The 13,209-nt window shown below is 50.5% G+C and carries 13 protein-coding genes; 1 reads left to right on the top strand and 12 read right to left on the bottom strand.

Features of this window, described 5'->3' with window-relative positions; all coding sequences use genetic code 11:
- Positions 1 to 25: 25 nt before the first annotated feature.
- The 9 genes from udk to KNP04_RS08315 all read right to left on the bottom strand — a co-directional run bounded on the left by udk (position 26) and on the right by KNP04_RS08315 (position 9,547).
- Entirely contained in the window at positions 26 to 661 is a 636-nt protein-coding gene (udk, locus tag KNP04_RS08355; RefSeq protein ID WP_074035132.1) for a uridine kinase, read from the bottom strand.
- A 16-nt stretch (positions 662 to 677) separates the two neighbouring features.
- Positions 678 to 1,319: an O-methyltransferase gene (locus tag KNP04_RS08350; protein ID WP_214748553.1), complete on the bottom strand. Its 642-nt coding sequence runs from the start codon at positions 1,317 to 1,319 to the stop codon at positions 678 to 680.
- Between the two features lie 62 nt (positions 1,320 to 1,381).
- Positions 1,382 to 2,524: an endolytic transglycosylase MltG gene (gene mltG / locus KNP04_RS08345; protein ID WP_214785243.1), complete on the bottom strand. Its 1,143-nt coding sequence runs from the start codon at positions 2,522 to 2,524 to the stop codon at positions 1,382 to 1,384.
- A 67-nt stretch (positions 2,525 to 2,591) separates the two neighbouring features.
- Complete coding sequence (locus KNP04_RS08340; RefSeq protein WP_078146594.1) at positions 2,592 to 2,888, bottom strand: DUF1292 domain-containing protein; 297 nt, start codon at positions 2,886 to 2,888, stop codon at positions 2,592 to 2,594.
- A gap of 13 nt (positions 2,889 to 2,901) precedes the next feature.
- Positions 2,902 to 3,324 (bottom strand): Holliday junction resolvase RuvX, encoded by a 423-nt coding sequence (gene ruvX, locus KNP04_RS08335; RefSeq protein ID WP_015881197.1) that lies wholly within the window; start codon positions 3,322 to 3,324, stop codon positions 2,902 to 2,904.
- A 1-nt stretch (position 3,325) separates the two neighbouring features.
- A complete protein-coding gene (locus tag KNP04_RS08330; RefSeq protein ID WP_015881196.1) occupies positions 3,326 to 3,592 on the bottom strand; it encodes an IreB family regulatory phosphoprotein in 267 nt (88 codons plus the stop codon).
- Positions 3,593 to 3,629: 37 nt separating this feature from the next.
- Positions 3,630 to 6,272, bottom strand: coding sequence for an alanine--tRNA ligase (alaS, locus tag KNP04_RS08325; protein ID WP_214819481.1), 2,643 nt, complete (start codon positions 6,270 to 6,272; stop codon positions 3,630 to 3,632).
- A gap of 310 nt (positions 6,273 to 6,582) precedes the next feature.
- A complete protein-coding gene (recD2, locus tag KNP04_RS08320; RefSeq protein WP_251129891.1) occupies positions 6,583 to 8,790 on the bottom strand; it encodes an SF1B family DNA helicase RecD2 in 2,208 nt (735 codons plus the stop codon).
- A 70-nt stretch (positions 8,791 to 8,860) separates the two neighbouring features.
- On the bottom strand, positions 8,861 to 9,547 hold the full coding sequence (locus KNP04_RS08315) for a hypothetical protein (protein ID WP_214819478.1): 687 nt from the start codon (positions 9,545 to 9,547) through the stop codon (positions 8,861 to 8,863).
- 115 nt (positions 9,548 to 9,662) lie between these two features.
- Between KNP04_RS08315 and KNP04_RS08310 the strand changes: the two genes are divergently transcribed.
- Positions 9,663 to 10,211 carry a VOC family protein gene (locus tag KNP04_RS08310; RefSeq protein ID WP_214785247.1) on the top strand — a complete coding sequence of 183 codons (549 nt, stop codon included), beginning with the start codon at positions 9,663 to 9,665 and terminating at the stop codon, positions 10,209 to 10,211.
- 56 nt (positions 10,212 to 10,267) lie between these two features.
- Here KNP04_RS08310 and KNP04_RS08305 read toward each other — a convergent pair whose 3' ends face one another.
- From KNP04_RS08305 to KNP04_RS08295, 3 genes are read right to left on the bottom strand one after another with little or no spacing between them, the layout of a single operon-like run.
- Positions 10,268 to 10,927 carry a tetratricopeptide repeat protein gene (locus tag KNP04_RS08305; protein ID WP_214760583.1) on the bottom strand — a complete coding sequence of 220 codons (660 nt, stop codon included), beginning with the start codon at positions 10,925 to 10,927 and terminating at the stop codon, positions 10,268 to 10,270.
- A gap of 10 nt (positions 10,928 to 10,937) precedes the next feature.
- Positions 10,938 to 12,059, bottom strand: a complete 1,122-nt coding sequence (mnmA, locus tag KNP04_RS08300; protein ID WP_214695422.1) for a tRNA 2-thiouridine(34) synthase MnmA — start codon at positions 12,057 to 12,059, stop codon at positions 10,938 to 10,940.
- Positions 12,060 to 13,196 carry a cysteine desulfurase family protein gene (locus tag KNP04_RS08295; RefSeq protein WP_214875325.1) on the bottom strand — a complete coding sequence of 379 codons (1,137 nt, stop codon included), beginning with the start codon at positions 13,194 to 13,196 and terminating at the stop codon, positions 12,060 to 12,062.
- Between the last annotated feature and the right edge of the window lie 13 nt (positions 13,197 to 13,209).

Below are 13,209 nucleotides of genomic sequence, written 5' to 3'. Positions count from 1 at the left end.
GGTAAATTGAAAACGATTTATTTCCTCACGCGCGATTACGCTCAGTGAGCACCCAACGGATCTTTGTCACGAGTAAATCGATTGCGACAAAGTTTTCTCCGCCTTCAGGAACGATGATGTCCGCATACCGCTTCGTCGGCTCGCAGAACTGCAAATGCATCGGACGAACGACATTCGTGTATTGTGCCACGACCGAATCAATCGAACGTCCACGTTCATTGATATCCCGCTGCATGCGGCGCAAGATGCGAACGTCAGCATCCGTATCCACGAACACCTTAATATCCATCAATTCACGCAAACGGGCATCTTCAAGTGCTAAAATCCCCTCAACGATGACGACATCGACCGGTTCGATCAAGATCGTCTCATCAGAGCGCGTATGGGCCGCGTAGTCATATACCGGCTTCTCGACAGCCTGATGTTGTTGCAATTGTTGGATATGTTCAATTAGCAAATCGTTATCAAAGGCGAAGGGGTGGTCGTAGTTTGTCTTGTACCGCTCCTCCATCGTCATTTCAGATTGATCTTTATAATACGCGTCTTGTTCAATCATGACGACCGATTGACCTTTAAACGCATCGACGAGCGCTCGGGCCACGGTCGTTTTTCCAGATCCGGTACCCCCGGCCACGCCAATAATGACGGGTTTATGTTGCATCAAAGTTAAGTCCTCCTCATCGTAATTTACGACTGATTGCTAGGCCATCACCAAGGGGCAAAATTGCAGTATGATAATCGGTCCGTGCCATCAATTGCTCAGTAAACTGCTTCACGAGACGGACAAGTCGGCGTCGACGTCGGTCAAGTACTGACACGTCCTCGAGTAAGACGTCCCCTCGTAAAAACAAATTATCGCTGTAAATCGTACCACCAATTGGTACTAAAGCGCCATACCCATCAAAAAATTTTTGATATTGTCCTTTTGCCGCATCAATAAACACGGCATCGAACTCACCTTCAATCGAACCAATCAATTCAACGGCGTCACCGTGAATCAAAGTGATGCGATCGCGAACATCAGATCGTCCGATAAAGCCAGTCGCCTCTTCGAATCGACGAGCATTTCGTTCAATCGTGACGATTTCGGCATCTGGTAACAACTCTGCCATACGGATTGCACTGTAGCCAATTGCCGTCCCCACCTCAAGGATACGGGTCGGTCGCTGCATCGCCAACAACGAGAGAAGCACTTCAGAGCCCGTCAGGTCCATGATTGGAACGTGATGTTCTCGCGCAAATGCCTCCATCTCCGTCAACAGCGGAGAGCGGTCGTTGATCAATTGTTCTACATATCCCTCATAGGATGCATGGTCCACTCGTTCCACCTCTTAACTCTCTTCATTCAAACGACCGGAAGCATCCGCTTCCGGTCGTCCCATCAATTACTGTTCGCTTCTTCAAACGCTTCCCATTCGGAACGGTACTTATTGACGTTTTGTTGATGGTCCTCATAATTGACTTCGAACAAGACTTCCCCATTCGGGAACCCTTCACGTGGAGGGCGTGCATAGAAGTAAATGTTCTCTGTGTCGTTCGGGTTGAGTACCGCCTCAAACGCATCGCGACTGACAGCCGCGATTGGACCGATCGGAATCCCTTCATAACGATACGTGTTATATAAGGAATCGTTCTCCAAGTCTGCGAATGAAGTGAAAATCGATGTCTCCCCCGTACCGTACCAGACGGTCGGGTCAGACTGTAATTTCATGCCGTCGTTTAGGCGATTTTCAAAAACACCGGCAATTTCTTTCCGGTCTTCCGTCGATACAGCTTCTTTCTCGACAACTGATGCGAGCGCGAGCGTCTCATGGAAGGTGCGTCCTGAATCAGCCAAACGACCTTTGTACTCTTGATACATACTTTCAGTAGGAAGTAGCATCTCATCGATGATTTCAGTGAGTGTTACCCCTTTATTGAATTCATATGTTGCCGGGAACAGGTATCCTTCAAGTGGATGGTAAATACCTTCCTGCAATACTTCCTCCGTCAACATCTCATGCTCGTTCACGAGCGAACTGATATATTCACGGTCACTCAATTGTTCGGAAATCTCTTCTTTCGGAATATCGGCCTCTTTCGCAAGTCGCGCGATGACCTGGTCGATTGTGAACCCTTCCGGAATGACGAGCTTGATATCAGGAACCACAATGACTTTACCTGTTTGCAACGTTTCAATCAACTCATCGATTGATTGAGATGGTGACAACGTATACGTCCCCGCTTGGAACGATGACTCGTTTTTAAAGCGTGTATAGAAACGGAAAATCGTGCTACTCCTTACAAGCCCATTCTCTTCTAGTAATTCACCAATGTATCCCGAACCAGCACCGAGTGGGACTTCGACCTCAACGGTTTCCGTCGATGTCGGATCAATCGGTTCGACGGAGCGCTTCACGAAGACGTAAGCGAGTGCCGAGCCTGTGGCGATGACGAGAAGGAAGATGGCAAGGATGACAACCGTGATGCGACGAACAATCCGGTTGCGGGCACGTTTCTCATCTGACATAGATGGATGATTCATGCATTTCTCCCCTGTTCATTTTATAAAGAGAGGCGACGAGGGAAATCCCTAGCCGCCCGTCCCCTATTTAGTCTAGACCGACTTCGTCATTGACGATATCGAATGCTTCCATGACCTCTTCGAAGTCTTCATCGTCTTCGACGAGCTTCAAGATGAATTCGCCATCTTCAAGTTCTTCAATTTCAAATGCGTATACTTCGATTGTGTCTTCATCTTCTGTTTCCGGAGCGCCGACTGGTTCGAGTACAACGAATGTTTTCTTCGAACGGTCGCTTGTCATACGGAAAATTTCTGCAAATAAATGCTCGTCTCCATTTTCATCTGGAATACGGTACATTTCTTCTTCACGACGGATTTCTGCCATGAGAGATTCCTCCTTATTTCCCGGAACGGTCCAGGTAGTTTTGTAAAATCATCACGGCCGCCATTTTGTCGATGACCGCTTTTCTCTTTTTGCGGCTGACATCTGCTGAAATGAGCATCCGTTCCGCTTGCATCGTCGTTAATCGCTCATCCACCAACACGCAAGGTAAGCCTGTCTGTTCTGTGAACGCCTCGGCAAACGCCTCTGACGCCTCACCGCGCGGACCGACTGTCCCATTCATGTTTTTTGGGTGACCGACGACGACTTCTTTCACATCGTACTGCTCGATAAACGGACGAAGGAGACGGACGGCTTCGTCAAAGTCGGGTTCGGTCCAATAGACCGTCTCCACACCTTGTGCCGTCCATCCCATCAGGTCACTCACCGCGACACCAATTGTCTTCGATCCGACATCGAGTCCCATGACTCGCTTCATATTAATCCTCTCTACGATCGTTCAAATACGATTTGACCAACTCTTCGAGAAGTTCATCCCGCTCAATTTTGCGAATCAAGTTTCGCGCATCATTATGACGTGGGATGTAGGCGGGGTCACCTGACAATAAGTATCCCACGATTTGATTGATCGGTTGATAACCTTTTTCCTCGAGTGCTTGATATACCGTAATCAGCGTCTCACGTGTGTTAGCACGTTGATCATCTTCTGGAAAATTGAATTGCATCGTGCGATCCATTTGGCTCACAAGAATCCACCTCTTTCCGTTTGCACTTCACACTCTATTATGCCAGTGATTGAACGTAATGTGAAGCAAACTTCAATGCTTCGTCCAGTTTTGTTGCATCACGGCCACCTGCTTGTGCCATGTCTGGACGACCGCCACCACCGCCACCACAGCGTGTTGCGACTTCTTTAATGAGTTTTCCGGCATGGAAGCCACGGTCGTTCAAGTCTTTCGTCACACCTGCGACGAGGTTGACCTTCTCACCATTTGCCGACCCGAGGATAATCACGGCAGAACCGAGTTTCCCTTTCAAGTCGTCGACCATGCTACGGAGAGCGTCCATGTCTTGTCCATCGACACGCTTCGCAATCAATTGAACGTCACCGATCGTTTCGATTGCATCCGTCAATGAAGAAGCTTCGATATTCGCAAGTTTCGCTTTGAGCGACTCTGAAGCACGCTCCACGTCTTTGATTTCAGCCTGGAGTGCTTGAACACGTGCTGGAACCTCGAGTGGTTTCGTCTTCAACAGTTTCGCTGCCGCTTCGAGCGTCTCGATTTGCTGGTTCATTACTTCGTATGCGCCAGCACCTGTGACCGCTTCGATTCGACGCGTTCCTGCACCGATTCCTGATTCAGACAAGATCTTGAAGAGTCCAATTTCAGCCGTGTTAGATACGTGGCATCCACCACAAAGCTCAACCGAGTAGTCCCCAGCCGATACGACACGAACGACATCGCCGTACTTCTCACCAAAGAGTGCCATCGCACCTTTTGCTTTCGCATCCGCGATATTCATTTCTTCGATGTCGACACCGATTGATGCCCAAATCTTCTCGTTCACTTGACGCTCAATCGATTGAAGCTCTTCAGCTGTCACTTGACCGAAGTGAGAGAAGTCGAAACGAAGACGATCTGGTGTCACGAGTGACCCAGCTTGATTGACGTGCTCGCCGAGCGTGTCTTTCAAAGCACGATGAAGGAGGTGCGTCGCCGTATGGTTTTTCACGATTGCTTGACGTGAGTCTTGGTCAACGGTCGCCGTCACTGCCACTTCCGCTTTCGCGACGCCTGACTCGACTGTGACCGTGTGCAAGTTTTGACCATTCGGTGCTTTCGACACATCTTTTACGCGAAGAAGGAAGTCTTCCCCGACGATTTGACCTTTGTCACCGATTTGACCGCCGCTCTCAGCGTAGAATGGCGTTTGATCGAGAATTACTTGTGCTTCTTCCCCTGCAGCAACGACGTCAACGAGTTCCCCATCGTGAATCAAGCTGACGATTTTCGCGTTCGTCTCAAGGTTGTTGTATCCGAGGAATGTCGATGGCATCGTGATGTCCGCGAGTACGCCAGACTGGATTTGCATCGATTCGACGTCAGCGCGCGCTTGACGTGCACGTTCACGTTGTTCATTCATCGCTTCCTTGAAGCCGTCCTCATCGACCGTCATCTGATGGTCTTCAGCGTATTCGATTGTCAATTCGAGCGGGAAACCGTACGTGTCGTAGAGACGGAACGCGTCTTGACCGCTGATCACGTTTGCTCCTGCTGCTTTTTGTGCTTTCGCGACTTCGTTCAAGATTGCGAGTCCATCGTTCAACGTTTCATGGAAACGCTCCTCTTCGTTCTTGATGACTTTCTTGATGAAGTCTTTCTTCTCGTTCACTTGTGGATAGAAGTCGACCATGATGTCACCGACAACGTCAACAAGTTCATGCATGAACGGACGCTCGATGCCAAGCATCTTCGCATAGCGGACCGCACGGCGGAGCAGACGACGGAGGACATATCCACGTCCTTCGTTCGATGGGAGTGCACCGTCCCCGATTGCGAACGATACGGTACGGATGTGGTCAGCGATGACCTTGAAGGCAACGTCTTTGCTGCTGTCTTGACGATATACGTCGCCACTGATTTTTTCTGTTTCACGAATGATTGGCATGAAGAGGTCAGTATCGAAGTTTGTCGGTACGTCTTGAAGGACGCTCGCCATCCGTTCGAGTCCCATCCCTGTATCAATGTTTTTACGTGGAAGCTCTGTATAGTTCCCGTGCCCGTCATGGTTATACTGGCTGAACACGATGTTCCAGATTTCAAGGTAACGCTCGTTTTCTCCACCCGGATAGAGTTCAGGGTCTGTCGGGTCGTCTCCGAACGCTGGTCCACGGTCGAAGAAGATTTCGGTGTTCGGACCAGATGGGCCTTCGCCGATTTCCCAGAAGTTATCTTCAAGTGGGATGATGCGATCAGCCGGCATGCCGAGGTTCAACCAGATTTGTTTTGATTCTTCATCGTCTGGGTGAATCGTGACCGAGAGGCGATCTGGGTCGAGACCGTACCATTCGTCACTCGTCAAGAGTTCCCAGCCCCATGTGATCGCTTCTTCACGGAAGTATTCTCCGACCGAGAAGTTTCCGAGCATTTCGAAGAACGTATGGTGACGTGCTGTCTTCCCGACGTTCTCGATATCGTTCGTACGAATCGATTTTTGTGCGTTGACAATTCGTGGGTTCGCTGGGATGACACGTCCATCAAAGTATTTCTTCAATGTTGCTACACCTGAGTTGATCCATAAAAGAGTCGGATCTTCGACCGGTACGAGCGACGCACTCGGCTCAACGCTGTGACCTTTTGATTTGAAGAAATCTAAGTACATTTGGCGAATCTGTGCGCCAGTCAATGATTTGAGCGGTTTCATGAACAATTCCTCCTTATTTCTGAACGAAACGAAAAAAAAGCGATGCCTGCCCCTGTGGAAAGGGACGAAAGCATCGCTTCGTGGTACCACCCTCGTTCGCACGGTAAACACCGTGCCTCGAACATCCGTTAACGTGGATGAGGCGCCCAGGTTGAGTGGGGACTCCAGAATAGCTTCGGTCGGCCGACCTCCATCTTCTCGCAGCCTAGGAAGATGTCTCTGTAGAGGCGGTGACGACGTACTCATTTCCTTCATCGTCTGTATCGTTTCAGTTGTCTATTCGTCATTATCACATGCGCTTATGAAGACGTCAAGACTTCCCGCCTAAGCGTTCGACCAATTTTGTCCGCCGTACGGGTTCTTCTTCTCGCGTTGCCGCCTCGAGTGCCCGTACGTCCCCGAACAACAGCAAGCTTTTCTTCGCCCGTGTCACGGCCGTATAAATCAAGTTTCGCGATGAACGGAAGCCACCGTTAAAGAAGACCGGCATAAGTACGATTGGGAACTCGGACCCTTGTGACTTATGAATCGTAATGGCGTAGGCGTGGGTGAACTGATCCCATTCACTACGGTTATATTCGACTTCCGTTTGATCGAATCGGATATAAATTTTATCGACTTTATCAACGTTCTCTTTCGCGTAGAAAATATTCGTGATCTCACCGATGTCCCCGTTATAGACGTTCTCCTCGGCGTTGTTGACGAGTTGTAGCACTTTGTCGCCATTTCGGTAAATGCGCGTCCCATGCTTCACTTCACGGGCACTCGATTTGGGATTGAACACGTGTTGAAGCGCTTCGTTCAGCCCATCGATTCCGCACACACCTCGATACGTCGGTGCGAGCACTTGGATATCAAATGGTGAATACCCTTTCCGGAGGGCCGCTCCTGCCATCTGACAAATCGCTTGAAGCGCCGTCTCTTGGTTCGCCGTATAGAAACGACGGTCCGGAAGCGCCGCCAATAAATCTTCTGGCATCTTTTTGGCGTTCAAGGAATGGGCGAGCCGTAAAATACTCGACTCCGACGCTTGACGGTGGACGACGTCGAGGCGGACGACCGGAATCCCATCCGTCGCCATCAAATCGGCGAGTACTTGTCCCGGTCCGACTGACGGGAGCTGATCGCGGTCGCCGACGAACAAGATCTTCATGCCGTTCGGTACCGCTTTAAGTAAGCTTCTGAACAAGAAGATATCAATCATCGACGCCTCGTCGACGATGAGCACTTTCCCCGCAAGTGGGTTCGTCTCATCGACTTGGAACGAACTTCCGTCAAACTTTAACAGACGGTGAATCGTTGATGCCGGAAGACCCGTCGATTCACTAAGCCGTTTTGCGGCCCGACCCGTCGGTGCGGCCAAGACGAACGGAAACGGTTGGTTCGGGACAGGCTCTAACTTCCAGTCGAAGACGTCACTCAGTGCATGAATGATTCCTCGAACGACCGTCGTCTTCCCCGTACCCGGACCACCGGTGAGTACCATGAGCGGTGATTTGAGCGCGAGCTCAATCGCTTCTCGCTGTTGGGTCGCGTATTCAATCGAAAACATTTCCTCGACACGTCCGACCGCGTCAAAGATTGTCGTCATGTCCACGTCTTCCGTCGTCGATGTCGCCATAATACGCGCCAACTCTTCTGCCGCCTTCCGTTCAGCGCGGAACACGCGAGGATGATAAACGACTCCGTCATCGATGACGACCCGCTCGTCTTTTGCGAGCGATTCTAATGCCGTGACGAGCGCATCACCCGGGTCTGCCCCGATGATTCTAGGCATCTCTGCTTCGAGTTGTTCCGCCGTCACATAGAGATGTCCGTTCCCTTGTTCGAGCTCTAACACGTAAAGTACCGCTGCCGCGATGCGTTCAGGATGAATGCCTTGAATCCCGAAATGCGCGGCGATGGCATCCGCTGTCTTGAATCCGATGCCTTGTACATCGTACATGAGCGCATACGGATTCTTCTCAATCGTTTCCATCGCCCGTCCTTCATATTCTTTATGAATTTTTGAGGCGAGACGCGGTGTCACGTCAAACGGAGCGAGAAACAAGAGCAGTTGGTCGACCCCGTATAAGACGTTCAGACGTTCCGTGATCACACGTGCCTGCTTTTCTTTTAACCCATCGACTTCTGACAAGATGCTCGGATGTTTCACGATTTGGTCGATGCAATCATCCCCGAGCGTATCTGCAATCTTCTGAGCGGTCTTTTGTCCGATTCCGGGGAAGGAGCCGTTCGTCAAAAAGCGGACGGCTGCTCGTTTCGTCATCGGAACGACGCGACGAATCCAATCGGCCTTCATCTGTTTTCCGAATCGGGGATGTTCGACGAGACGACCGTGCGCCTTATACGTCTCCCCTTTTTCGATGCCGACCCCGACGCCAGCGATGACCATCTCGGTCTCGTCCGTCTCAAAATTCTTTTCTTTTATTCGTACGAGCGCAATCGTATGCGCTTCTTCTTCTGATTGAAACAGGACTCGAATGACTTTTCCAGTCAACTCGTAAGGTGCTGCCATCATATCCGACACCTCCAGCTATTTTTCCATCATTCATTATAGCCCGAGATGAATCGATTGAACAAATGACCTAGTCGAACAGACTCAAGATTTGCTCGATTCGGTCGAGGTCAACAACTTCCAAAATGCGAATGAGTTGTTCGAGGTCGACTCTGTCCAAGATGCGCTCGACTTGTTCGAGGTCCACTTCTTCAATCAACCGTTGAATCCGGTCTAAATCACCCGATGCCTCATACGCCTCGAGTCTCGTGAAGAGTTCTGTCTTCTCGACTCGAATCGAATCCTCCAACATCCCCCGAGCACCAAATAAGACGAGACCGATGACCGCCAATTGAATCAACCAATTCGTCACGACTTTCCAGAATGGGACGGTCTGCCCGATGAATGGGATGAGCGGGATGAACGTCAATTGCAGGAGCAACATCCCGACCTGAACGTATACATTCGGAATCAACAAGCCTAAAATCGCAAGAATCAACGGAACGATCCATCCGACCCCGACATGTTCAGACGTGAGTTGCCAGGACTTCTGTTCCGCGTACACATAATGAACAATCCATCCGACAATGAGGAGCGCCACGAATAGAATGAGCAACAGCGTTAAAAGCCCCTGCGGTTCGACGACCACTTGATATAAAATCGTGTTCGTCCACTTCCCATCCGCAAGTCGCTGGTTCACCGTTTCAAATAATTGCGTGAACCACACATACTCAATAATAAAAAATAAAATGACACTGACCATGCTATATTTTCGCAAACGATTCGACCTCCTTCTATAAAGTGTCATTCCCTCACTTCAAGACAGCTAGTCGCGTTTTTGATTTGAAGAAAGCGGGAACTGTTCGAATGACACATTGAAGGAGGAGTCATACATGGGTAAACGAATTCCAGTCAGCGGATTATGTGAACTTGTATTAGAAGTGACAGATATGGAAGAAGCCGTATCCTTTTGGCATGAAAAATTAGGTCTCCCGGTCGTCGAACAATGGGTCGGAGACGATGCCGAGCCAAGTGAATCGCAAGAACAAGCGAATGAGCCATGGGCAACGTGGCTCTACATCGGAGGGAATACGCGACTAGGGCTTTGGTTGAAACGTAACTTTACGGAAGAAGAGGATGCGAACCGAAAACAGGACGTGACCGAGTGGGACACGCTCTATGATGAAGGTGGGGTCCACGTCCACTGTGCGTTCTTCGTTCCGATGGAGTCGTTTGAAAAGGCACTCGAGATCCTAGATGAGACCGATGTGCCTGTAAAACTACGGACATGGGACGAGGACGAGACAAAGAATGGGAAAGAACGCTCGGCGTACTTTAAAGACCCGAGCCACAACATCATCGAACTGTATACGAAAAATATGGACGAGGCCTACGGCGACTTCGCCGGGGAACCCGTCAAAATCACGACGAAACAACTTTAATTGCCACCAAAAAAGTGCCATCGCTCCATTGCGATGGCACTTTCCTATTCAAGAGATCAGTTCCCGAGCAGTGCGTCCATCTTCGCGATGGCATCACGTGCGAGTTCGTGATCCGGTTGCATCTCCAAGACGCGTTGAAGTTCGGCATACGTCCGTTCCTGGTCACCCAAGAACGCATACGCGATTGCCAAGTTGTAACGGGCATCCGTATGGCTCGCATCGAGGTCGAGCGTCTCTTCTAGCGCGACGACCGCCTCTTCAAGCTGTTCACTTTGTGCGAGTGCAAGTCCGTATTGGAACGTGATTTCCACGTCTTCCGGCGATTGTTTCTTCGCTTCACGCAGGCGCGGCATCGCACGAACGAAGTCACCCATCGCTTTATACGTCAAGCCGAGCATGAAATGAAGATCGGCATCATCCATCCCCGAGAGGAGCGCTTGGCGAAGCGACGCTTCTGCCGTCTCCAATTGCTCGAGTTCATAGGCAAGGGCACCTTTCGCATAATGCGCGGCACCGAACGAGCCATCTAGTTCAATCGCTTTGTCATAAAAGATGACGGCACGATCGTAATCGTTGATTGCCTGAAGCAACGTCCCCATGTTGACGAAACCAGTCGGGTCTGTCGGGTTCGCTTCAATCGCCTCATTGAAATGTTTGGCTGCCTGTTCAAATTCACCTTGCTGCATCGCTTGGATGCCTTGTTCGTTTGCGTTCATATCAATCACCTCATCCGATATAGTCGAGTCGTTTTCCGTTTCGGTACGCTTCGTCAATCGTTGCCCCACCGAGACAGATGTCGCCGTCATAAAAAACGACCGCTTGTCCAGGAGTGATGGCACGTTGTGGCTCATCGAATTTGACGAGTACTTCGCCGCCCTCAAGTGGAGCGACCGTGACCGGCACGTCTTGTTGACGATAGCGGAACTTCGCCGTCGCCCGGAATTCTCCTGTAGGAGCAGCCCCTGTCCACGAAAGTTTCGAAGCGAGAAGCGCATCTGAATAGAGCGCGTCGTGATGGAAGCCTTGTCCGACAAACAAGACGTTGTTCTCGACATCTTTCCCGACGACGAACCAAGGGTCCCCATCGCCACCGATTCCGAGACCGTGACGCTGTCCGAGTGTATAATACATCAACCCGTCATGACGTCCTTTGACGACACCGTCGAGCGTCCGCATTTCACCTGGCTGTGACGGAAGGTATTCCGACAAGAACTCTTTGAAGTTCCGCTCACCGATAAAGCAAATTCCGGTCGAATCTTTTTTCTTCGCTGTCGCGAGTCCTGCTTCTTCAGCAATGACACGCACATCTTTCTTGTCCATATGACCGATCGGGAACATCGTCCGCGCGAGTTGGTCTTGAGACAATTGGTTCAAGAAATACGTTTGGTCTTTGTTGTCGTCTTTCCCACGCAACAAGCGGTGTTCGCCGTCGACGTATTCCACTTGTGCATAATGACCGGTTGCGACAAAGTCCGCACCGAGTCGAAGCGCATGATCAAGGAACGCCTTGAATTTGATTTCTTTGTTACACATGACGTCCGGGTTCGGTGTACGACCGAGACGATATTCTGCCAAGAAATACTCAAAGACACGGTCCCAATATTCTTTTTCAAAGTTGACCGCATAATATGGGATCCCGATTTGGTTCGCGACGGCGATGACGTCTTCATAGTCCTCTGTCGCCGTACACACACCGTTCTCGTCCGTGTCGTCCCAGTTTTTCATAAAGATCCCGATGACGTTATACCCTTGTTCTTTCAACACATGGGCCGTCACCGATGAATCGACGCCACCTGACATCCCGACAACGACCGTCGTCTCTTCAGGGGCTTTCGTGCGTAAATTCATCTATCTCACTCCGTTCATAAATGTCGAGACGACTTCTTGTAGTCGCTCCGCGAGCCGTTTCGCGTCCTCGACCGAGTTGCCGTGGCCAAAACTGATTCGAACAGACTGACGCGTCCGCTCTGAATCCCCGTACATCGCCGACAATACATGGGACGGTTCGACCGACCCTGCCGTGCAGGCACTTCCGCTTGAAATCGCCATGCCCCGCATATCCATCATGATGAGGAAGGGTTCAAGGTCAATTCCAGGAAGGTATAGGTTCACGATGTGAGGTAAACGATTTGATCCGTTCACCTCATAAGATACGCCTAGTTCGTCAAGGCGCTGACGTAGTGCCAGATCGAGCGACTCATAGAGAGCCACTCGGTCTTCACGCTCTGCCATGACGAGTTCAGCTGCTTTTTGGAATCCGACGGCACCCGGAACATTTTCCGTGCCGGCTCGACGTTTACGTTCTTGTTGTCCACCAAAAGAACGTGACGCTAATTTTACACCTGTTTTCATGAAAAGAAAACCGATACCTTTTGGTCCATTCACTTTATGTGCGGACGCCGACAATAAATCGACATGAATCGCCTTTACATCAATCATTTCTGTCCCGAGCGCTTGTACCGCATCGGTATGAAAAATAGCGTGATGGTCTTGTAACAACTCCCCGATTTCTTGAATCGGCTGGCGTGTCCCGACCTCATTGTTTCCGTACATGATCGATACGAGAATCGTGTCATCTCGTAACGCGGCCCGGAACGCTTCTATATCGACCGCTCCCGACGCATCGACATCGAGATACGTGACGTCGAAGCCTTCACGCTCGAGTTGTTCCATCGCATGAAGAACGGCATGATGCTCGACTTTTGTCGTGATGATGTGTTTTCCTTTTTCCTGATGGGCATATGCCGCACCGAACAAGGCATAGTTATCCGACTCCGTCCCACCTGACGTAAAGACGATCTCGTTCGGTGACGCACCGATCCATTTCGCGAGGACGCGACGTGACGAGTCGAGCGCCGCTCGGGCGTTACGCCCAATCCCATGAATGCTCGACGCATTGCCGTATGTCTCTAAAAAGTAAGGGGTCATCGCCTCGAGGACTTCTGGTCGCATCGGTGTCGTCGCAGCGTGATCAAAATAGTTCATGTAAGGGTCACCT

The sequence above is a fragment of the Exiguobacterium sp. CH10 genome (assembly GCF_018617635.1).
Classification (GTDB): domain Bacteria; phylum Bacillota; class Bacilli; order Exiguobacteriales; family Exiguobacteriaceae; genus Exiguobacterium; species Exiguobacterium aestuarii_A.
The sequence above is the reverse complement of the archived record's forward strand: the minus strand, read 5'-3'. Positions and strand labels throughout refer to the sequence as shown.